Here is a 19,084-nt window from a genome sequence, read left to right on the forward strand (position 1 = left end):
AAAGCAAATGAATATTTTTATTATGCGTCATGGCGAGGCTGAAGTAATGGCTAATAGTGATAAAGCTCGTCGCTTAACTGCTTATGGTATTAAACAAGCTTTTTCTCAAGGAGAATGGTTAAAACAGCATTTAAGCACGCTAGTAATTAATTCACTAGATCGTATTTTAGTGAGCCCTTATGTCAGAGCTCAAGAAACCTTTCATCAAGTTAATCAAGCGTTTGATTTAGAGTTAGAAAATAAACTTGAAACTTGGGAGGGTATAACTCCTTATGGCCATGCTCATTCGGTCATTGATTATTTAGAAGTGCTGAAACATGATGGGGTTAAATCTGTATTGATTATTTCTCATTTACCTTTAGTTGGAGAAATTGTTGCTGAACTATATGGAAAACGAAATCCAATACCATTTTATCCTGCAACGATTGCTCAATTATTATGGGATGGTAATAAATCAGAAATATTGATGCATCAAGCATCTAGAGAAATTCATAAGATTGATTAAATCTAAAACATATATTCATATACATTTCTTTACAAAAAATAAAATTTTTCTATGGAACTTTTTTAAAATATATTTAATATCAATGTGTTAATGCTCTTTTTTACACTTATTTATTTATCAGAAATGTAAATTTTTGTATTAGCTATTTTCTTTTAATAAAATTTCCGTAAACTGCGCCACATCAAAGCAATAGGGCTTTGCCGTAATCAAGATTTATTCTATGGAGAAAATTATGAAAAAATTAACACTAGCATTAGTTTTAGGTTCAGCTTTAGCGGTAACTGGTTGTTTCGATAAAGAAGAAGCTGCACAAAAAGTTGACGCGGCTAAACAAGCGGCAACATCAATGGTTTCTGAAGCAAAAGGCGCAGCAACTAATGCTGTTGCTGATGTTAAAGATGCGGTTAAACAAGCTTCAACTGAAGTGAAAAACACTGCAGTAGAGAAAACTGCTGAAGTTAAAGATGCAGCAATGGCACAAGTTGAACAAGTAAAAGATGCTGCAGCAGCTAAAGTTAGCGAAATGAAAGATGCTGCAACCTCTAAAATTGATGCAATGAAAGACGCTGCATCATCAAAAATGGATGCAATGAAAGATACTGCTGCTTCTAAAATGACTGAAGTTAAAGATGCAGTTTCTGAAAAAGCAACTCAAGCAGCTGATGCTGTAAAAGAAGCTGCAAAATAATGCTTTAATCAATTTAATAAATGGTAAAATCCCTGTTAAAGAAATTTAATAGGGATTTTTTATTTAGGAAAACAAAATATGTTATGTGCAATTTATAAAAGTAAAAAGAAACCGGGAAGCTATCTGTATATCGCAAAAAGAGAGGATTTTTCTCAAGTGCCAGAAGTGTTACTGAGTCACTTTGGAAAACCAGAATTAGTCATGATGTTTAATTTACTTGGAAGCAAGCCGCTACATAATGTAGATAGTAATGAGGTATTGGAAAAAATTAAACAACAAGGATTTTATTTGCAAATACCAAAACAAGATGATGGTTTATTTAATAGCTTGAGTGAGATCAAATAAATTGTTTATTTTTGATACGAAAAAGAGAAAATTTGCGTTATCTCAAATTTTTAAAAGAAAAATTCTTTTAAAATCCACCGCACTTTTTAAAGGAGAGAAAAATGAGTAGCTTTTTTGTTGCGGGGACAGATACAAATGTGGGAAAAACCACGGCAACCCGCGCGATTATTCAAGCCTTGCAAAAACAAGGTGTGCAAGTGGTTGGCTATAAACCCATTGCTTGTTGCGGTGAGGAAAGTATTTACCCTGCGATGCAAGAAGAAAATACATCAGATTATGATAATTTAGCAAATTCAGATGTATTAACATTAATGGATTCAACCAAAGAAAATGTGTCCTACAAGGATATTAATAGTTATACCTTTAGCCATAGCGCACCGATGCTGACACAAGATAGGACGCGTATTAAGTTAGATAAAATTAATCATGATTTAACTCGATTAAATCAAAATTATCAGTCTGTGGTGGTTGAGGGCTCGTTTGGTTTAATGACTCCAATGGCGGAGGGAAAAAGTTTTGCTGATTGGGTTGCACAACGAAAAATGCCTGTGGTTCTTGTGGTTGGTATTAAAGATGGTTGTGTGAATCACGCGTTGTTAACTGTGCAAGCGATTCAACAGCTAGGTGTGCCGTTATTGGGCTGGATAGCTAACCGAGTTAATCCATTGTTAAGCCACTATGCAGAAATTGTTGATTTGCTTGTTGAGCATATTGATGCGCCGCTTTTAGGTAAAATTCCTTATTTGCATAAACCAGAAGAGCAAGAATTGGGACATTATTTGACGGATATTGATCGATTAATGTATATGCAAACAGAGTTAGTCAAATAATAAAGTGCGGTTAAAGTTTTTTATATTTAGATAAGGGCGTAAATAACGCCCTTATTTTATGGAAAAAAATATCTTATCTTTAAGTTATTCTGGTCTTACACCTAACATATGACAAATTGCATAAGTTAGTTCACTACGATTTAGCGTATAGAAATGGAAGTCATTCACGCCTTCGCGAGATAAAATTTTCACCATATCCATCGCCACACTTGCAGCTACAAGATTACGAGTAGTTTGATCATCGTCTAATCCTTCATAAGCGTTAACAAGCCATGCAGGAATTTTCACATTAGTGAAAGAAGCCATTTTTTGTAATTGCTTAAAGTTAGTTACGGGTAAAATGCCCGGCACGATTTCAGTATCAATACCAATTGATGCACAACGATCACGGAAACGTAGGTAGCTTTCAATATCAAAGAAAAATTGAGTGATAACATGATTTGCACCGGCATCAATTTTACGTTTTAAATTAATCAAGTCTGCTTGTGCTGATTTTGCTTCTGGATGAACTTCTGGATAAGCTGCTACAGAAATATCAAAATCAGCGACAGAACGGAGTAATTCCACAAGATCTGATGCATAAAATGATTTTTTAGCATATCCTTTTGGTTCGTCACCGCGTAACGCAACGATGCGACGAATACCACTGTCCCAGTAATCTTTAGCAATTTGTTTTAATTCTTCAGGCGTGGCATCAATACCAGTTAAATGCGGAGCAGCCTCTAAGCCAGTTTCTTGTTTGATTGCTTTTACAATACCATGAGTGCGGTCACGCTCGCCAGAGTTTGCACCGTAAGTAACAGAAACAAATTTGGGTTTTAACACTTTTAAACGATGAATAGAATCCCATAAAAGTGTTTCCATTTTTTCATTTTTTGGTGGGAAAAATTCAAAAGAAACATTAATTTTTTTATTGAAGTCAGCGATGTGCTGATTAAGCGTGTCAATTTCTTTAGCGTAGCTCATAAAAATTCCTATAGCTAGTATGATGATATTTTAGTTAACAATAAAATAACTTTATGCATGAGTCAATTTTAATAAATTCATTAAAAACATTAATTTAGCTAATGTAAATAGGTTTCAGCAAAAATACTAAAATATTGCATAAAAAATTAGCATTAATGAAATAAATATGTATAATACACCGACCCTGTAAATGTGCGAATTCCCATCGTACATTATTTTATCGAGATCTCACTCGAAGGGGTGGCGATTAAGATCAATGGTTGTGTTCGCAAGAACATTGGGTATCAAACTAATTTTTGGTAATTAATTAATGAAAACTTTTGTAGCAAAACCAGAAACGGTTAAACGCGACTGGTACGTAGTAGATGCGACAGGTAAAACTTTAGGTCGTTTAGCGACTGAATTAGCACGTCGTCTTCGTGGTAAACACAAGGCTGAGTACACTCCACACGTAGATACAGGTGATTACATCATCGTTATCAACGCAGACAAAGTGGCAGTAACTGGTCGTAAAGAAACAGATAAACTTTACTACTGGCACACTGGCTATGTAGGTGGTATTAAACAAGCGACTTTCAAAGAAATGATCGCTCGCCGTCCTGAAGCAGTGATTGAAATTGCGGTTAAAGGTATGTTGCCAAAAGGTCCATTAGGCCGTGCAATGTTCCGTAAATTAAAAGTGTACGCGGGTGCTGAACACCAACACGCTGCACAACAACCACAAGTATTAGATATTTAATCACGAGGTTTAGAAAATGGCAGAGAATCAAAACTACGGCACAGGTCGCCGCAAAAGCTCTTCAGCTCGTGTATTTATCAAACCGGGCAGTGGTAAAATCACTATCAACCAACGTGAATTAGACGTTTACTTCGGCCGTGAAACTGCGCGCATGGTAGTACGTCAACCATTAGAATTGGTTGAGTTAACTGATAAATTAGACCTATACATCACAGTTAAAGGTGGTGGTATTTCTGGTCAAGCGGGTGCAATCCGTCACGGTATCACTCGTGCATTGATGGAATACGATGAAACATTACGCCCAGCACTTCGTGCAGCTGGTTTCGTTACTCGTGACGCACGTCGCGTTGAACGTAAAAAAGTGGGTTTACACAAAGCACGTCGTCGTCCACAATACTCAAAACGTTAATTTTTATTTTCGTTTCGAAAAAGAAAAGCAGAGAGAAATCTCTGCTTTTTTGTTATCTAACTTATTGATTATAAAACAATAAAAAAGAATTATTTGGCAAATGACTTACGCTTTGTGGTAGAATACACACCCCTTGTAAAATATAGAATATTTTTGGATCTTCGGAGGAATAAATGTCCAGCGCATCAAGTAAACGTTCAGTAATGACCCTTTTTTCAAATAAAGATGATATTTACTGTCATCAGGTAAAAATTGTTTTAGCTGAAAAAGGTGTGCTTTATGAGAACGAAGAAGTTGATTTGCAAGCATTACCAGAAGATTTAATGGAATTAAATCCGTATGCTACGGTGCCAACGTTAGTTGATCGTGATCTTGTTTTGTTTAGTTCACGAATTATTATGGAATATCTTGACGAGCGTTTTCCGCATCCACCATTAATGCAAGTGTATCCAGTTTCTCGAGCAAAAGATCGTCTTTTGATGTTACGAATTGAACAAGATTGGTATCCAACTCTCAAGAAAGCAGAAAATGGTACAGAAAGTGAAAAAGCTGAAGCGCTTAAACAATTAAAAGAAGAACTTTTAGCGATTACACCAGTTTTTCAGCAAACGCCTTATTTCATGAATGAAGAGTTTGGTTTAGTAGATTGTTACGTTGTACCATTATTATGGAAATTAAAACATTTAGGCGTGGAATTTACAGGTCCAGGTAGTAAACCGATTAAGGGATATATGGATCGTGTATTTAGTCGAGATTCATTCTTGCAGTCTGTAGGTGAGGCTGCACCAAAAAATTTAATGGATGATAAATAATGGAATACAAAGCTTCTCCTAAGCGCCCTTATTTATTACGCGCCTATTATGATTGGCTAGTAGATAATAGTTTCACGCCTTATTTAGTTGTTGATGCGACTTACTTAGGTGTGAATGTTCCTGTCGAATATGTAAAAGATGGGCAGATTGTATTGAACTTGTCTGCTAATGCCACGGGCAATTTACAACTTACAAATGATTTCATCCAGTTTAATGCCCGATTTAAAGGTGTTTCTCGTGAATTGTATATTCCAATGGGCGCAGCGCTTGCGATCTATGCTCGTGAAAATGGTGATGGCGTTATGTTTGAGCCAGAAGAGGTTTACGATGAACTTAATTCTGAGCCAGATACTGAACAACCAACAGATTTTCATGAGGCTGTAGAGAATCCTAAAAAACGAGAAGAAAAAAAGAAAATAAAATCAGCTTCTCATTTAAGAATTGTTGATTAAGAAAAAACGCGATGAAGTTATCATCGCGTTTATTTTTATAAATTACCTTGTTTTTCAATAAAGTTAAGAATTTTATCTTCAATTCCTTTTGAATCTAATTCCAAATCTTTCAATGCCTCTTGTTGTGTCGCTTGTGGAATAAAATAATCTGGTAAACCAAGCTGTAAAAGTGCGGTTGATTTTCCTGATGAATTTAGCTCTTCCGCAACTGCAGATCCTGCTCCACCTTGAATTGCATTTTCTTCTAATGTGACCAAATAATCGTGAGTTTGAGCAAGCACATTAATCATTTTAATATCAATTGGTTTCACAAAACGCATATCGACAACAGTGGCATTAAGTTTTTCTGCTGCCTCTAACGCAGAAGGTAGCAGAGTACCAAAGTTTAAAATCGCAATTTTTTGACCTTCTCGAATTAAACGTGATTTACCGATAGGAAGCATTTCTAAAGGTGTTAGTTCAACACCAATGGCATTTCCGCGAGGATAACGCACAGCCGCAGGTTTTCCACATTGATAACCTGTATAGAGCATTTGACGGCATTCATTTTCATCACTTGGTGTCATGATGATCATATTTGGAATGCAACGCATAAAGCTAAGATCAAATGCCCCTTGGTGTGTTGGGCCATCAGCCCCTACGATACCTGCGCGATCAATTGCAAATAATACAGGGAGATTTTGAATCGCAACATCGTGAATTAACTGGTCGTAAGCACGTTGTAGAAATGTCGAGTAAATCGCAACTACAGGTTTATATCCGCCAATAGCGAGTCCAGTGGCAAACGTGACGGCGTGTTGCTCTGCAATCGCTACATCAAAATATTGTTCTGGGAAACGCTGAGAAAACTCCACCATGCCAGAGCCTTCACGCATTGCAGGTGTGATACCAATAATTTTGGAATCTTTTTCTGCCATTTCGCATAGCCAATCACCAAAAATTTTCGAATAAGTTGGCTTGGTATTGTGTTTAGGCAATTCACCACTGATTGGGTCAAATTTTGGTACGCCGTGGAAACCAATAGGATCTTTCTCTGCAGGTGCGTATCCTTTACCTTTTTTTGTTTTTATATGTAAGAATTGTGGACCTTTGAGATTACGCATATTCGTAAGTGTTGCCATTAATTCGTCAATGTTATGCCCGTCTACAGGGCCAATATAATTAAAACCGAGTTCTTCAAATAATGTACTTTCTGGCGAGAACATCACTCCTTTCATATGTTCTTCGGTTTTTTTCATAAAGTTTTTTACCGGTGGAACTTTATCAAGAATTTTTTTACTTCCATCTCGTAATGTGGAGTAGATAGAACCAGAGAAAATACGAGCAAGGTGATTATTCAATGCGCCAACATTTTCTGAAATAGACATTTCATTGTCATTTAAAATGACCAACATATCAGTGTGAACAGAACCTGCATGATTCAGTGCTTCAAAAGCCATTCCTGCAGTAATTGCCCCGTCTCCGATTACGCATACGGTTTTTCTACCTGCATTTTCTCGTTCTGCGGCGACAGCAATACCTAATCCAGCACTAATAGAAGTAGAGGAGTGGCCAACGCTTAATACATCAAATTCACTCTCTTCACGCCAAGGGAAAGGATGAATACCGTTTTTTTGGCGAATTGTGGACATTTGATCTCGACGACCGGTTAAAATTTTGTGTGGATAAGCTTGATGTCCAACATCCCAAATTAATTGATCAAATGGTGTTTTATACACGTAATGTAGTGCAACGGTTAGCTCTACAGTGCCTAAACCTGACGCTAAATGCCCGCTAGTTTGACTAACAGATTCTAAAAGATAACCGCGTAATTCTTGGCAGAGTTGTGGTAGCTGGTCTTTATTTAAAAGACGCAAATCTTCTGGTGAATTAATCAAAGATAATAAGGGGTAATTGTTCATATAGTTAGTCATTTTAAAAACGTTATAATTTTTGACCGCACTTTGTGAGCATTGATGCGGTTGGTATTAACTTTTTCTACTAATAATGAATTCAGCTAATGCACGAAGTGCGGTCGTATCAAAAGGAATTTTTTCTAATTCAGACAAAGCACTTTGATATAGATCTTGCGCTTTTTGTTTTGCGCCACTTAATCCAAGTAATTTTGGATATGTGCTTTTATCTAAATCAAGATCGGCGCCGACTTGTTTGCCAATTTCTGCGCTATCACCCTCAATATCTAAAATATCATCTTGAACTTGAAAGGCTAAGCCAATGGCTTCCGCATATTGCGTTAAGGATTGTTCTAAGGTTTTGTCGCCAAAATGCGGAGAACAAATAAAACCTAATTTTAATGCAGCAATCAGCAATGCGCCCGTTTTGTTACGATGAATTAATTCTAATTCGCTTAAACTAATTTGTTTATGCTCAGAAATAAGATCTAAACTTTGCCCTAAACACATTCCTTGCACACCCGCGCCTTGTGCTAAAATTTGAACTAAAGCCAGTTTTTGTTCAGAAGAAATATTTGGCGTTTTAGTTAATATTTCAAAAGCAAAACTTTGAAGGGCATCGCCCGCAAGAATAGCTGTAGCTTCATCAAATTGGATATGACAAGTAGGGTGTCCACGACGTAGATTGTCATCATCCATTGCGGGTAAATCATCGTGAATTAAGGAATAGGCATGAATGGCTTCAATAGCGGCAGCGGCGTAATCTAAGGTTTGTTTCTCTGCACCAAGCATTTGACCTGTTGCGTAAACTAAAAAAGGCCTAACCCGTTTGCCACCAAGTAATAATGCGTATTTCATCGCGTCAAGCAAAGGTGCATTATAACTTTCAATACCCTCAAGTTGAGTTTCTAGAAAGCGATTAATACGAGTTTGAACCTGTTGTAATTCTTCAGAAAAGTTATCCATTAAGCATTCCCTTCATAATCATTTAGTGGGGCATCTTCTGTTTTTTGCAATAAGATCTGAATGCGTTGTTCTGCTTGTTGTAAACGTTCTTGCCCTAGCTTGGCTAATTGCACACCTTGTTCAAATTCTTTTAACGCTTCTTCTAACGGTAGATCGCCATTTTCTAAATGTGTAACAATATTTTCTAACTGCGCTAACGTTGTTTCAAAATCTTGTGAAGATGCGGGTTTACGCGCCATGGAATTATCCTTTTTCACGGTAAAAATTGCTTGCCATTGTACTGTATTTTACTTGAGTTGTTAAAAAATTATTTCAAGCTAGGACCAGTGGACTTTTAACTATCTTTGCGTAAAATACTCGCCACTTTAAATACCCAAGAAATACCTAAGCTATTTATATGAAATTTATCGTTAAACTTTTTCCTGAAATCATGATTAAGAGCGAAACTGTTCGTAAACGTTTCGCAAAAATTTTAACCTCTAATATCCGCAATATTTTACAGAAATATGATGAAGAAGCCGCTGTCGTACGTCACTGGGATTACATTGAAGTGCGGTCAAAAAATGAAGAGAATCGTGAAGAATTAATCGCCTTGTTACAACGTATTCCTGGTATTCATCATTTTTTAGAAGTTGAAGAAAAACCGTTTACCGATTTACATCATATTTTTGAATTGACGCTTGCTGATGTCTCGCAACAACTTCAAGGCAAAACTTTTTGTGTTCGAGTAAAACGTAAGGGAAAACATAAATTTAGTTCGATTGAAGCTGAACGTTATATCGGCGGTGGATTAAATCAACATATTGAAAGCGCAAAAGTGCGGTTAAAAAATCCAGATGTGACTGTTCGTATTGATATTGAAGATGACAAAATGATGTTAGTTAAAGCACGTCACGCAGGGATTGGCGGTTATCCGATTGGGACGCAAGAGGATGTGCTTTCTTTGATTTCGGGGGGATTTGATTCTGGTGTATCGAGTTATATGCTAATTCGTCGTGGTTCCCGAGTTCATTATTGTTTCTTTAATCTTGGTGGCGCAGCCCATGAAATTGGCGTAAAACAAATGGCTTATCATATTTGGCAACGCTATAGCTCTTCACATAAAGTACGCTTTATTGCGATTAACTTTGAAGGAGTTGTCGGTGAGATTTTAGAGAAAGTCGATAACGGCCAAATGGGCGTTGTATTAAAACGGATGATGGTTCGAGCCGCAAGTAAAGTCGCTCAACATTTTAATATTGAAGCGATTGTGACAGGGGAGGCATTAGGGCAAGTTTCTAGCCAAACTTTAACCAATTTACGCTTGATTGATGAAGCCGCTGATGCCTTAGTATTACGTCCGTTAATTACGCATGATAAAGAACAAATTATCGCGATGGCGAAAGAAATTGGTACTGACGATATTGCAAAATCTATGCCGGAATTTTGTGGGGTAATTTCAAAAAATCCTACGATCAAAGCGGTTCGTGAAAGAATTCTAGAAGAAGAAGGGCATTTTAATTTTGAGATTCTTGGAAGTGCGGTGCAAAATGCGAAATATTTAGATATTCGCCAGATCGCAGAAGAAATAGAAAAAGAAGTCGTGGAAGTCGAGGCAATTTCTGTATTGAGTGAAAATGAAGTGATTTTGGATATTCGTAGCCCAGAAGAAACGGATGAAAATCCATTTGAATCAGATACACATGACGTCATTCAAATGCCGTTCTACAAACTTTCTTCTCAATTTGGTAGTCTTGATCAAAGTAAAAATTACGTGTTGTATTGTGAACGTGGTGTGATGAGCAAATTACAAGCCTTATATTTGAAAGAAAATGGTTTTTCAAATGTGCGTGTATTTGCAAAAAACATTCATTAATTAGGATATAAAATATGCGTAATCAAACTAAACGGCATCTTGAACAGCTCCAAATTACCATGCAGCAGCTTAATTTATGGCAAACGATGCCCCCTGCTGCAGAGGCCTTTTTAAGTGAAGAACCTTTTTCAATTGATACGATGTCTGCCGAAGAGTGGCTACAGTGGGTATTTATTCCACGCATGCAGGCATTGTTAGAAAGTGGTTCAGCCTTGCCAAATAAAATTGCTATTTCTCCTTATATTGAAGAAGCAATGAAGGAATTTGATGAGTTACAAAAACTATTAACTCCTTTGGTTGCTTTAGAAGAACTTCTGAACAAGAACGAATGTTAGAAATTTTATATCAAGATGAGTTTCTCGTTGCGGTGAATAAGCCTGCTGGTATGTTAGTTCATCGTAGTTGGTTAGATCCTCATGAAACTCAATTTGTGATGCAAACGTTACGAGATCAAATTGGTCAACATGTATTTCCTATTCATCGTTTAGATCGACCGACATCTGGCGTGTTGTTATTTGCATTGAGCAGTGAAATTGCGAACCTAATGTGTGAACAGTTTGAACAAAAGTGCATTCAGAAATCTTATTTGGCTGTAGTACGAGGGTATCTACAGGGAAAAGAGCGGATAGATTATCCACTAAAAATTCAATTGGATAAAATTGCAGATAAATTTTCTCAAGAAGATAAAGAGCCTCAAGAAGCTATTACTGATTATGAAGGATTAAAAATAGTCGAAATGCCTTATCCTGCTGGGCGTTATCAAACGGCGCGTTATTCTTTAGTTAAATTAATCCCTCATACAGGCAGAAAACACCAATTACGTCGTCATATGAAACATATTTTTCACCCAATTTTAGGTGATTCGCAATATGGTGATTTGCATCAAAATCGTGCGTTAACCTTGCATCTTGGCTGTTCTCGGTTATTTTTACATTCTGATAGTTTGTCTTTTATTCATCCAAAAACGAAAGAGAAAATAACAATTACAGCAGGATTAGATGAACAATGGCATCAATTAATGAATCAATTTGGATGGAAAAATGTTTGATATTAACTTAACACACGAACAGCAACAAAAAGCAGTTGAACAAATTCAAGAACTTATGGCAAAAGGGATTAGTAGCGGAGAAGCGATTCAAATAGTGGCGAAAGCACTACGAGAAATTCATAAAAATGATAAAAAAACTCCAGAAAATTAAATTTTTTGTGATCTACTTATCATTTTTGAATATTGCTCATTGCATAACCGCTCAAAATATTTGAGTATAACGTCCATACGAGGTGATAAGGCGAGAGTCTTGTTGATTTATTGTTTTAGTAGGCGAAGCCTAGAGAGGTCTTTTATGGAAATTGGTGTTGTGAAATGGTTCAATAATGCAAAAGGATTTGGTTTCATTTCCGCAGAAGGCGTGAATGCCGATATTTTTGCACATTATTCAGTGATTGAAATGGACGGTTATCGTTCATTAAAAGCGGGTCAAAAAGTGCAATTTGAAGTTATCCACGGAGACAAAGGATCTCATGCCACGAAAATAATTCCACTTGTGGATAATCAAGAGTAATAATGCGAATACTCTAAATTTTTTCTCTATTAGTCCTAACTCAAAAAGACAAGAATTGCAGCTTGTCTTTTTTATTTTAATAAATTTTTTAAACTGGTTTTCATTGCAGCCATTTGATTTTCAAATTGTGCTTTACTTTCTCTTTCGTCAATCATATAGGTAATTGTTTCCGAAAGCGTCATCTTCATTTTGCGAGAATATTTAGAAAGACGTAGCCAAACCGCATATTCCAAATCAATGGATTTTTTCTTTGTATGTTGTTTTTCACCATTAAAAAAGCGTTTACGGCGGGCACGAATGGCTTGATCAAGCTTAATTGGTAAGGCCGGAGAAAGATGATTCTTAATCCATTCTTCAATTTTTTCTGGATAATTTTGGGATTCTAATAATTCTTGTGCTTTGGCTTCTTGCAAACTGCGTTCTTCATAACGCGTGATATTTTCCCCTTCGCGATGTTTACGAATTAGGTAAATCCATTTCCAATTTGCTTCTTGATTTTCGAGTTTTTGATATTTCATTTTTTATCATTGAGTGACGTGGTAACTGCATTAATATACGTGTTTTTATGCTGATTTTCTAGTGGATTTTCACAAGGCCATTAAATATGCGATAATGTGGTCAATTTTTCTAGAAAGAGACTAGCCGTGAGTTCATTATTTTCTCAACAACAAGCTATTGAGCAATCTTTAAATTGGCAGGCATTACAACCTGATTTGGCAATTCAAGATTTTCCTTTAGAACCAGTGGATTTCTGGGTATTACAACCGAATGCCACACAGGCTATCGATTTATTTTTACGCCATCCAACGCGTTCCTTATTGATGATGAAAGTAGGTGAGCCAGTTGAATATGCGGAGTTATTGCAAAATTTTATATCGCAAAACCATCATAAAGCGCGGTCAATTTTCGGTGTGAATTATGTGATAGAGCAGGGCGACTCTTTTTCTTTTCCTCATGTTTATGCTGAGCCAGCAAAATCTTTAGATGATAATTTTGCCAGTCAAGGTGAGGCGTTAAGCGCATTGTATTGCGATCAATTCCAGCTTTTCGGTAGTTTTCGGATTCATCCAAGTTCACAAGATATTCAATTAGTACCAGGATTAGTGCATAAAGCTAATGGTGGTGTTTTGATTTTAAGTGCGGCAACATTGTTATCTCAATTTGATTTGTGGGGGCGATTAAAACAAATTCTGCAAACCCAAACTTTTGATTGGTATTCAGTCCATCCATTTAAAAATTTACCTTGTGATATACCAGGCTATTCCCTGAACTTAAAAGTGATTGTACTTGGTAATCGTACTGAATTAGCCACTTTGGCTGAGTTAGAAGAAAACCTTTATTCTTTTGCCGATTATGCCGAAATTGAAAGTTATATTTCTGTGGCTGAAGTGGAGGAACAAAAAACTTGGGCGGGTTATGTACAACAAATGGCTCAAGAGCAAAATATTGAGCTAGATTTTTCGGCGTTAAATAAACTCTATCAATTATTAGTTCGTGAAAGTGAAGATCGCTTTTTAATTAACGCATCACCTCTTAAATTAAAAGAAATATTACAGGATGCTTCAACTTTTGCTGAAAAAATAGCATTAAGTGCGGAGGATTTTGAGGATATTTTTCAACAAAAATTGGCGCAATATGGTTTCCTAAAAGAACAAACTTATGCCGATATTTTAAATGAGCAAGTTTATGTTGAAACTCAAGGGGAAATTGTTGGGCAAATTAATGGCCTTTCAGTAATTGAATATCCTGGTACACCAGTATGTTTCGGCGAGCCTTCGCGTATTAGTTGTATTGTACAATTCGGCGAAGGGGAAGTGATCGATGTTGAAAGAAAAAATGAACTAGCGGGAAATATTCATGGTAAAGGCATGATGATTGCGCAAGCTTGCCTTTCCAATATATTAGATTTTCCATCGCAATTGCCATTTTCTGCCTCATTAGTGTTTGAACAGTCTTATGGTGAAATTGATGGTGATAGTGCATCTCTGGCGATTTTCTGTGTGCTAGCAAGTGCTTTGGCGGATTTGCCTTTGCCTCAAAATATCGCAATTACAGGATCGATTGATCAATTTGGACTTGTTCATTCTGTTGGTGGGGTGAATGATAAGATTGAAGGTTTTTTTACTATTTGCCAACGTCGTGGTTTGACCGGAAAACAAGGTGTAATTATTCCAATGACGACCATTCAGCAACTGAGTTTATCTGATGAAGTGAAAAGTGCGGTAAAAAATGGTGAATTTTTTATTTATCCTGTAGAAGATATTTATCAAGCTTGCGAATTATTATTTAATCGTGATTTGCTAGATGAAAACAAAGATTATACAGAAAAAACTGAGCCTTTATCTCGTCTCATTCAACGTCGAATTGAGGGGAGAGCTGATTTAGAAAGGAAAGGTTTTTGGAATTTCTTCCGCCTTTAATAGATAAAAGCGAACATTTGTTCGCTTTTATTTCTTTTATAATCTATCAAAGTGACTGCTCCGACAAGTTTTGCGAACAAGTGTTAGCCATTTACACTTTGCTATGTTCTCTTTAGAATGTTTTATATCAGTTTAAAACTGAATTCATCATATATAAAGGAACCTAAAATGCAAAACACTTGTACACCTAATAAAAAAAGTAGCTATTCTTATGATGATTTGCTCGCGTCAGGTCGCGGCGAATTATTCGGCAAAGAAGGGCCACAATTACCCGCTCCAACCATGTTGATGATGGATCGCATTATTGAAATGAATGAGGAAACAGGTGCTTTTAGCAAAGGGTATATTGAAGCTGAACTTGATATTAAACCTGAATTGCCGTTCTTTGGTTGTCATTTCATTGGCGATCCAGTGATGCCTGGTTGTTTAGGATTGGATGCTATGTGGCAGCTTGTTGGGTTTTATTTAGGCTGGATTGGCGGCAAAGGAAAAGGGCGAGCATTAGGGGTTGGCGAAGTAAAATTCACAGGACAAATTTTGCCAACGGCTAAAAAAGTGGTGTACCGAATTCATATGAAACGAGTAATTAATCGTAAACTAGTTATGGGAATGGCTGATGGTGAAGTTGAAGTAGATGGTCGCGTTATTTATACTGCAACAGATTTAAAAGTTGGATTATTCCAAGATACCTCAGCATTTTAATTTTTCTTTATTAATTCATACAAAAGAGCGGTGAAAATTTTTCTTAGATTTTCACCGCTCTTTTTTTATCCTTCTATTAATAAGCAACGTTCAATTACATCATATAAATGTCATTGGAACATGCTAGTCTCTAAGGAAAGTTGTCCTTTTTCTATACGGATTTCTTTAGCAAATTTTTTTATAAGCACATCACGCATATTGTTTTTATCTAATGTATAAACCGGCATATGTTCCAGTAATTTAGCGACATTCTCATTTAAAAAAGGCATGATTGCTTGCATTTGTTGCATATATTGCTGTGGTTCTCCTGACCAACGTAAAATACGCATTTTCTTTAAATAAACCGCACCTTCTTCAGGGTTATAATAAGGAACTGTATCAAAGGTCAGATTTAATTTTCCAGGCAATTTTTTATTGCCAAATTGAAATAAACCTTCTAAAGTACCGCTCATTTCTACGCGTTTATCATTAGTTTGCCCAATTTGGGTACTCAAATTTCTTACTTGATAATCAAGAAAAAATAATCCTGGTAGGCCAAATTTATCTGCAATAGCTCCTTTCTCTTGTAGATATTGATTGATTTGAGATTCAGTTATTGAAAAAGGTGAGGCCGATATATTAGGGGATACTGCTAAAATAGATGTTAACGTAAGAAATAATAATTTATTTTTTTTCATATCTAATTTTTAATTCAATTAAAAGCAAAAGAAAAATGGTGGACAAATATACCACAAATAGCCATGGAGTGATGTAGTAATGAGCCCTGAATTTAAAGAATATGTTAATCAATTAGTTATAGCACATCGTGATGAAAGAATTTATCCTTTTCAATATGAAGGCAAGAAATTTTGGTTGAAGCAACCTGAAAAATTGAAAGGGATTTGGTTATTATTGAAACCGTATCCGAAGAAATCTTTTAAAAATGAACTACAAACTTTGTTAAATCTTGCTGAAAAAAATGCACCTGTTCCAATAGTCTCTTATCATGATGAGGATTTTTTTGTTTTAGAAGATGCGGGAGCCACTGTATCACAATGGCTATGTGATAAGAAGATAGATGATCAGCAAAAATTTTCGATTATTTATGATGCTTGTCTTGCTTTGATTGATTTACATGATAAAAATCTGGTACATGGTCGTCCTGCTATTCGAGATATTACTTGGGATAAGGGAAAAGTTACTTTTCTTGATTTTGAATCTCGTTCAAGTAGTCAAAATCAAAATTGGTTAATCGTTCGAGATATGCTATTTTTCTTTGATAGTTTATGTCGAGAAGAAGATATTTCAGACGATTTTATTCAAAAAGTTGCCTTGTATTATCAAGCAAATTGTAAGGCAGAAAATTGGCATAATATGATTATATATTTGCAGCGTTTTCGCTGGATTTACTATCTTTTGTTACCTTTTAAACCTCTTGCAAAGACAGACTTAATTGCAGTTTATCGCTTATTTGAAATTTTATTAATAAAGGAAAAATGATGAAGAAAACACTTTTTATTATTGTATTATCAAGCATATTAGCTGCTTGTGCTGTAGGTGGTGGTGTTAGCGCTGGTGGCGGAAGTAACGGCGTTGGATTAGGACTAGGGATTGGCTCTGGTATTCGATTCTAGTGATGATGAAAAGTGCGGTAAGTTTTAGCAAAGTTTTTAAGGAATCTAGTAAAACTTCTTGCATTTTAAATTTTTATCACTATAATGCACCCCATATTTCGGACGCGGGGTGGAGCAGCTTGGTAGCTCGTCGGGCTCATAACCCGAAGGCCGTCGGTTCAAATCCGGCCCCCGCAACCAATAATAAGTTCAGTAAAAGAACCCCAGTATTGGGGTTTTTTTCTATAAGAAATTTAATAAAAACTGGGCTTAGGTTCCTGTGAACCTAACCCTTTTTTTATGCCTAAAATTTTTTGTAGAAGTTTTTAGATTAATTAAAAGAAGTTATTTTGACTAAAAACTGACACTACAGTATAGGAGTAGAAATTGGCTACATTAGAACAAAATTTACAAGAAATGCTACAAGGCGCAGTAGAGGATTTAGGCTGTGAACTTTGGGGTATTGAATGTCAACGTGCAGGCCGTTTTATGACTGTGCGTCTATTTATTGATAAAGAAGGTGGCGTAACTGTCGATGATTGTGCTGATGTAAGTCGCCAAGTGAGTGCAATTTTAGACGTGGAAGATCCAATTGCGGACAAATACAATCTAGAAGTGTCGTCACCAGGTTTAGATCGTCCACTATTTACCTTGCCACAATTTGAACGCTATATTGGGCAAGATATCGCAGTGCATTTGCGAATTCCAGTGATGGAACGCCGTAAATGGCAAGGTAAGTTAGATCGTATTGAAAACGATATGGTTATTTTAATTGTTGATGGACAGGAACAGGTTTTAGTCTTTGGTAACATTCAAAAAGCGAATGTTGTTGCAAAATTTTAAAAGGAGCAAAAGAAAAAATGAGTAAAGAGATTTTACTGGCGGCAGAAGCCGTATCCAATGAAAAGTTATTACCACGTGAGAAAATTTTTGAAGCGTTAGAAAGTGCAATTGCGCTCTCTACCAAGAAAAAATATGAATACGAAACTGATATTCGTGTATCAATCAACCCAAAAACAGGTGATTTTGATACTTTCCGTCGTTGGTTAATCGTTGATGAAGTCAAAGTGCCAACGAAAGAAATCACTTTAGAAGCGGCACAATTTGAAGATCCAAATCTTCAACTAGGCGATTATATAGAAGATCAAATCGAATCTATCGCATTTGATCGTATTGCAATGCAAACTGTACGCCAAGTAATCAGCACTAAAATCCGTGAAGCTGAGCGTGCAAAAGTTGTAGAACAATTCCGTGCTGAAGAAGGCAAAATTGTCACAGGTACTGTGAAAAAAGTAAGTCGTGACAGCATCATCTTAGATCTTGGCAACAAAGCAGAAGCGATGATTGCTCGTGAAGATATGTTGCCACGTGAAAATTTCCGTCCTGGTGACCGTGTGCGTGGTGTGCTTTATAAAGTAAATCCTGAAGGCAAAACTGCACAATTATTTGTGACGCGCTCTAAACCAGAAATGTTGATCGAATTATTCCGTATTGAAGTGCCTGAAATTGGCGAGGAAATGATTGAAATTCGTGGTGCAGCTCGTGATCCTGGTTCTCGCGCTAAAATTGCAGTGAAATCAAACGATAAACGTATTGACCCAGTTGGTGCTTGTGTGGGTATGCGTGGTGCGCGTGTTCAAGCCATTACCAATGAACTTGGTGGTGAGCGCGTAGATATCGTGCTTTGGGATGATAATCCGGCACAATTCGTGATCAATGCAATGGCACCAGCTGATGTGTCTTCTATCATCGTTGATGAAGATAATCATTCTATGGATATTGCCGTTGAAGCCGCTAACCTTGCGCAAGCAATTGGTCGTAATGGTCAAAACGTACGTTTAGCAACACAATTAACGGGTTGGACACTAAACGTGATGACTACTGATGACTTAAATGCAAAACATCAAGCAGAAGATAACAAAGTTTTAAACTTATTTATGAACGCATTAGAACTTGATGAAGAATTTGCTCAAATCCTTGTAGAAGAAGGCTTCACAAGTTTAGAAGAAATTGCTTATGTGCCAATGAATGAATTGACAGCAATCGATGGTTTAGAAGATGAAGATCTTGTCGAAGAACTTCAAACTCGTGCTAAAAATGCGATTACCGCCGCAGCGGTTGCTGAAGAAGAAGCATTGAAAAAAGCGAATATTGAAGATCGCTTATTGAATTTAGATGGCATGAATCGCCATGTGGCATTCAAATTAGCTGAAAAACAAATTACTACTCTCGAAGAACTCGCCGAACAGGGTGTAGATGATTTAGCAGATATTGAAGAATTAACAGCAGAACAAGCAGCAGATTTAATTATGGCTGCACGTAATATCTGTTGGTTTGGCGAAGAATAAG

25 protein-coding genes and 1 tRNA gene are annotated in these 19,084 nt (G+C 36.5%); 20 read left to right on the forward strand and 6 right to left on the reverse strand.

The genetic code is table 11. The features are described 5' to 3' along the window. Positions 1-7 precede the first annotated feature (7 nt). The 4 genes from sixA (at position 8) to bioD (ending at position 2,368) form a co-directional block, all read left to right on the forward strand. Positions 8-505 carry a phosphohistidine phosphatase SixA gene (gene sixA, locus AAX18_RS05965; protein ID WP_005644808.1) on the forward strand — a complete coding sequence of 166 codons (498 nt, stop codon included), beginning with the start codon at positions 8-10 and terminating at the stop codon, positions 503-505. Positions 506-725: 220 nt separating this feature from the next. Further along, positions 726-1,193: a hypothetical protein gene (locus tag AAX18_RS05970; RefSeq protein WP_046953272.1), complete on the forward strand. Its 468-nt coding sequence runs from the start codon at positions 726-728 to the stop codon at positions 1,191-1,193. 78 nt (positions 1,194-1,271) lie between these two features. Beyond that, complete coding sequence (locus AAX18_RS05975) at positions 1,272-1,538, forward strand: YcgL domain-containing protein (RefSeq protein ID WP_005631587.1); 267 nt, start codon at positions 1,272-1,274, stop codon at positions 1,536-1,538. Between the two features lie 101 nt (positions 1,539-1,639). Continuing rightward, positions 1,640-2,368, forward strand: a complete 729-nt coding sequence (gene bioD / locus AAX18_RS05980) for a dethiobiotin synthase (protein WP_046953273.1) — start codon at positions 1,640-1,642, stop codon at positions 2,366-2,368. Between the two features lie 84 nt (positions 2,369-2,452). On the opposite strand, the gene metF is transcribed toward bioD, so the two are convergent. Next, entirely contained in the window at positions 2,453-3,334 is an 882-nt protein-coding gene (gene metF, locus AAX18_RS05985) for a methylenetetrahydrofolate reductase (protein ID WP_046953274.1), read from the reverse strand. 310 nt (positions 3,335-3,644) lie between these two features. On the opposite strand from metF, the gene rplM reads away from it, so the two are divergent. The 4 genes from rplM to AAX18_RS06005 all read left to right on the forward strand — a co-directional run bounded on the left by rplM (position 3,645) and on the right by AAX18_RS06005 (position 5,746). Then, positions 3,645-4,073: a 50S ribosomal protein L13 gene (gene rplM / locus AAX18_RS05990; protein WP_005628896.1), complete on the forward strand. Its 429-nt coding sequence runs from the start codon at positions 3,645-3,647 to the stop codon at positions 4,071-4,073. 16 nt (positions 4,074-4,089) lie between these two features. Next, a complete protein-coding gene (gene rpsI, locus AAX18_RS05995) occupies positions 4,090-4,482 on the forward strand; it encodes a 30S ribosomal protein S9 (RefSeq protein WP_005631594.1) in 393 nt (130 codons plus the stop codon). A gap of 173 nt (positions 4,483-4,655) precedes the next feature. After that, a complete protein-coding gene (gene sspA, locus AAX18_RS06000; RefSeq protein ID WP_005628891.1) occupies positions 4,656-5,294 on the forward strand; it encodes a stringent starvation protein SspA in 639 nt (212 codons plus the stop codon). Further along, on the forward strand, positions 5,294-5,746 hold the full coding sequence (locus AAX18_RS06005; RefSeq protein ID WP_005628889.1) for a ClpXP protease specificity-enhancing factor: 453 nt from the start codon (positions 5,294-5,296) through the stop codon (positions 5,744-5,746). The genes sspA and AAX18_RS06005 overlap by 1 nt, the downstream gene beginning before the upstream one ends. A gap of 35 nt (positions 5,747-5,781) precedes the next feature. Here the strand turns inward: AAX18_RS06005 and dxs are convergent, their stop codons facing one another. Genes dxs through xseB form a run of 3 tightly spaced genes read right to left on the reverse strand, consistent with a single transcriptional unit; the run spans position 5,782 to position 8,843 of the window. Continuing rightward, a complete protein-coding gene (gene dxs / locus AAX18_RS06010; protein ID WP_080948124.1) occupies positions 5,782-7,659 on the reverse strand; it encodes a 1-deoxy-D-xylulose-5-phosphate synthase in 1,878 nt (625 codons plus the stop codon). Positions 7,660-7,713: 54 nt separating this feature from the next. Continuing rightward, a complete protein-coding gene (ispA, locus tag AAX18_RS06015) occupies positions 7,714-8,604 on the reverse strand; it encodes a (2E,6E)-farnesyl diphosphate synthase (RefSeq protein WP_046953275.1) in 891 nt (296 codons plus the stop codon). Continuing rightward, the gene (xseB, locus tag AAX18_RS06020) at positions 8,604-8,843 is read right to left on the reverse strand and encodes an exodeoxyribonuclease VII small subunit (RefSeq protein WP_005628882.1); all 240 of its coding nucleotides are present in this window, start codon (positions 8,841-8,843) and stop codon (positions 8,604-8,606) included. The genes ispA and xseB overlap by 1 nt, the downstream gene beginning before the upstream one ends. Positions 8,844-9,001: 158 nt before the next feature. Here xseB and thiI point away from each other — a divergent pair, with 158 nt between their 5' ends. From thiI to cspD, 5 genes are all read left to right on the forward strand, one after another. Continuing rightward, the gene (gene thiI / locus AAX18_RS06025; RefSeq protein ID WP_046953276.1) at positions 9,002-10,459 is read left to right on the forward strand and encodes a tRNA uracil 4-sulfurtransferase ThiI; all 1,458 of its coding nucleotides are present in this window, start codon (positions 9,002-9,004) and stop codon (positions 10,457-10,459) included. Between the two features lie 14 nt (positions 10,460-10,473). Continuing rightward, positions 10,474-10,794: a YqcC family protein gene (locus tag AAX18_RS06030; RefSeq protein ID WP_005628878.1), complete on the forward strand. Its 321-nt coding sequence runs from the start codon at positions 10,474-10,476 to the stop codon at positions 10,792-10,794. Continuing rightward, on the forward strand, positions 10,788-11,507 hold the full coding sequence (gene truC / locus AAX18_RS06035) for a tRNA pseudouridine(65) synthase TruC (protein WP_046953277.1): 720 nt from the start codon (positions 10,788-10,790) through the stop codon (positions 11,505-11,507). The genes AAX18_RS06030 and truC overlap by 7 nt, the downstream gene beginning before the upstream one ends. Next, positions 11,500-11,658, forward strand: coding sequence for a YoaH family protein (locus AAX18_RS06040; RefSeq protein ID WP_005628875.1), 159 nt, complete (start codon positions 11,500-11,502; stop codon positions 11,656-11,658). Before truC ends, AAX18_RS06040 begins: the two co-directional genes overlap by 8 nt. 144 nt (positions 11,659-11,802) lie before the next feature. Continuing rightward, a complete protein-coding gene (gene cspD / locus AAX18_RS06045) occupies positions 11,803-12,021 on the forward strand; it encodes a cold shock domain-containing protein CspD (protein WP_046953278.1) in 219 nt (72 codons plus the stop codon). Positions 12,022-12,092: 71 nt separating this feature from the next. Here cspD and matP read toward each other — a convergent pair whose 3' ends face one another. Next, positions 12,093-12,539, reverse strand: coding sequence for a macrodomain Ter protein MatP (gene matP, locus AAX18_RS06050; RefSeq protein ID WP_005628871.1), 447 nt, complete (start codon positions 12,537-12,539; stop codon positions 12,093-12,095). A gap of 126 nt (positions 12,540-12,665) precedes the next feature. On the opposite strand from matP, the gene AAX18_RS06055 reads away from it, so the two are divergent. Together AAX18_RS06055 and fabA are read left to right on the forward strand one after the other, a co-directional pair. Continuing rightward, on the forward strand, positions 12,666-14,441 hold the full coding sequence (locus AAX18_RS06055) for an AAA family ATPase (protein WP_046953279.1): 1,776 nt from the start codon (positions 12,666-12,668) through the stop codon (positions 14,439-14,441). A gap of 168 nt (positions 14,442-14,609) precedes the next feature. Continuing rightward, positions 14,610-15,143, forward strand: coding sequence for a bifunctional 3-hydroxydecanoyl-ACP dehydratase/trans-2-decenoyl-ACP isomerase (fabA, locus tag AAX18_RS06060; protein ID WP_005631615.1), 534 nt, complete (start codon positions 14,610-14,612; stop codon positions 15,141-15,143). A gap of 110 nt (positions 15,144-15,253) precedes the next feature. Here fabA and AAX18_RS06065 read toward each other — a convergent pair whose 3' ends face one another. Then, positions 15,254-15,820, reverse strand: a complete 567-nt coding sequence (locus AAX18_RS06065; RefSeq protein ID WP_046953280.1) for a DUF1439 domain-containing protein — start codon at positions 15,818-15,820, stop codon at positions 15,254-15,256. A 79-nt stretch (positions 15,821-15,899) separates the two neighbouring features. Between AAX18_RS06065 and AAX18_RS06070 the strand changes: the two genes are divergently transcribed. The 5 genes from AAX18_RS06070 to nusA all read left to right on the forward strand — a co-directional run bounded on the left by AAX18_RS06070 (position 15,900) and on the right by nusA (position 19,083). Then, complete coding sequence (locus tag AAX18_RS06070) at positions 15,900-16,622, forward strand: BUD32 family EKC/KEOPS complex subunit (RefSeq protein WP_046953281.1); 723 nt, start codon at positions 15,900-15,902, stop codon at positions 16,620-16,622. Next, a complete protein-coding gene (locus AAX18_RS09045) occupies positions 16,622-16,756 on the forward strand; it encodes a hypothetical protein (RefSeq protein ID WP_005628603.1) in 135 nt (44 codons plus the stop codon). Before AAX18_RS06070 ends, AAX18_RS09045 begins: the two co-directional genes overlap by 1 nt. 103 nt (positions 16,757-16,859) lie before the next feature. Continuing rightward, positions 16,860-16,936, forward strand: a tRNA-Met gene (locus tag AAX18_RS06080). A 186-nt stretch (positions 16,937-17,122) separates the two neighbouring features. Continuing rightward, positions 17,123-17,578, forward strand: a complete 456-nt coding sequence (rimP, locus tag AAX18_RS06085) for a ribosome maturation factor RimP (RefSeq protein WP_046953282.1) — start codon at positions 17,123-17,125, stop codon at positions 17,576-17,578. A gap of 17 nt (positions 17,579-17,595) precedes the next feature. Continuing rightward, a complete protein-coding gene (gene nusA, locus AAX18_RS06090; RefSeq protein ID WP_046953283.1) occupies positions 17,596-19,083 on the forward strand; it encodes a transcription termination factor NusA in 1,488 nt (495 codons plus the stop codon). Position 19,084 lies beyond the last annotated feature (1 nt).

Origin of the sequence: Haemophilus haemolyticus (assembly GCF_001008205.1) — a bacterium.
GTDB lineage: Bacteria > Pseudomonadota > Gammaproteobacteria > Enterobacterales > Pasteurellaceae > Haemophilus > Haemophilus haemolyticus_Q.

What these genes read in the sequence shown, in the direction of transcription:
- sixA (WP_005644808.1), top strand. Translation starts at nt 8, where the DNA reads ATGAATATTTTTATTATGCGTCATGGCGAGGCTGAAGTAATGGCTAAT.
- AAX18_RS05970 (WP_046953272.1), top strand. Translation starts at nt 726, where the DNA reads ATGGAGAAAATTATGAAAAAATTAACACTAGCATTAGTTTTAGGTTCA.
- AAX18_RS05975 (WP_005631587.1), top strand. Translation starts at nt 1,272, where the DNA reads ATGTTATGTGCAATTTATAAAAGTAAAAAGAAACCGGGAAGCTATCTG.
- bioD (WP_046953273.1), top strand. Translation starts at nt 1,640, where the DNA reads ATGAGTAGCTTTTTTGTTGCGGGGACAGATACAAATGTGGGAAAAACC.
- metF (WP_046953274.1), bottom strand. Translation starts at nt 3,334, where the DNA reads ATGAGCTACGCTAAAGAAATTGACACGCTTAATCAGCACATCGCTGAC.
- rplM (WP_005628896.1), top strand. Translation starts at nt 3,645, where the DNA reads ATGAAAACTTTTGTAGCAAAACCAGAAACGGTTAAACGCGACTGGTAC.
- rpsI (WP_005631594.1), top strand. Translation starts at nt 4,090, where the DNA reads ATGGCAGAGAATCAAAACTACGGCACAGGTCGCCGCAAAAGCTCTTCA.
- sspA (WP_005628891.1), top strand. Translation starts at nt 4,656, where the DNA reads ATGTCCAGCGCATCAAGTAAACGTTCAGTAATGACCCTTTTTTCAAAT.
- AAX18_RS06005 (WP_005628889.1), top strand. Translation starts at nt 5,294, where the DNA reads ATGGAATACAAAGCTTCTCCTAAGCGCCCTTATTTATTACGCGCCTAT.
- dxs (WP_080948124.1), bottom strand. Translation starts at nt 7,659, where the DNA reads ATGACTAACTATATGAACAATTACCCCTTATTATCTTTGATTAATTCA.
- ispA (WP_046953275.1), bottom strand. Translation starts at nt 8,604, where the DNA reads ATGGATAACTTTTCTGAAGAATTACAACAGGTTCAAACTCGTATTAAT.
- xseB (WP_005628882.1), bottom strand. Translation starts at nt 8,843, where the DNA reads ATGGCGCGTAAACCCGCATCTTCACAAGATTTTGAAACAACGTTAGCG.
- thiI (WP_046953276.1), top strand. Translation starts at nt 9,002, where the DNA reads ATGAAATTTATCGTTAAACTTTTTCCTGAAATCATGATTAAGAGCGAA.
- AAX18_RS06030 (WP_005628878.1), top strand. Translation starts at nt 10,474, where the DNA reads ATGCGTAATCAAACTAAACGGCATCTTGAACAGCTCCAAATTACCATG.
- truC (WP_046953277.1), top strand. Translation starts at nt 10,788, where the DNA reads ATGTTAGAAATTTTATATCAAGATGAGTTTCTCGTTGCGGTGAATAAG.
- AAX18_RS06040 (WP_005628875.1), top strand. Translation starts at nt 11,500, where the DNA reads ATGTTTGATATTAACTTAACACACGAACAGCAACAAAAAGCAGTTGAA.
- cspD (WP_046953278.1), top strand. Translation starts at nt 11,803, where the DNA reads ATGGAAATTGGTGTTGTGAAATGGTTCAATAATGCAAAAGGATTTGGT.
- matP (WP_005628871.1), bottom strand. Translation starts at nt 12,539, where the DNA reads ATGAAATATCAAAAACTCGAAAATCAAGAAGCAAATTGGAAATGGATT.
- fabA (WP_005631615.1), top strand. Translation starts at nt 14,610, where the DNA reads ATGCAAAACACTTGTACACCTAATAAAAAAAGTAGCTATTCTTATGAT.
- AAX18_RS06065 (WP_046953280.1), bottom strand. Translation starts at nt 15,820, where the DNA reads ATGAAAAAAAATAAATTATTATTTCTTACGTTAACATCTATTTTAGCA.
- AAX18_RS06070 (WP_046953281.1), top strand. Translation starts at nt 15,900, where the DNA reads ATGAGCCCTGAATTTAAAGAATATGTTAATCAATTAGTTATAGCACAT.
- AAX18_RS09045 (WP_005628603.1), top strand. Translation starts at nt 16,622, where the DNA reads ATGAAGAAAACACTTTTTATTATTGTATTATCAAGCATATTAGCTGCT.
- nusA (WP_046953283.1), top strand. Translation starts at nt 17,596, where the DNA reads ATGAGTAAAGAGATTTTACTGGCGGCAGAAGCCGTATCCAATGAAAAG.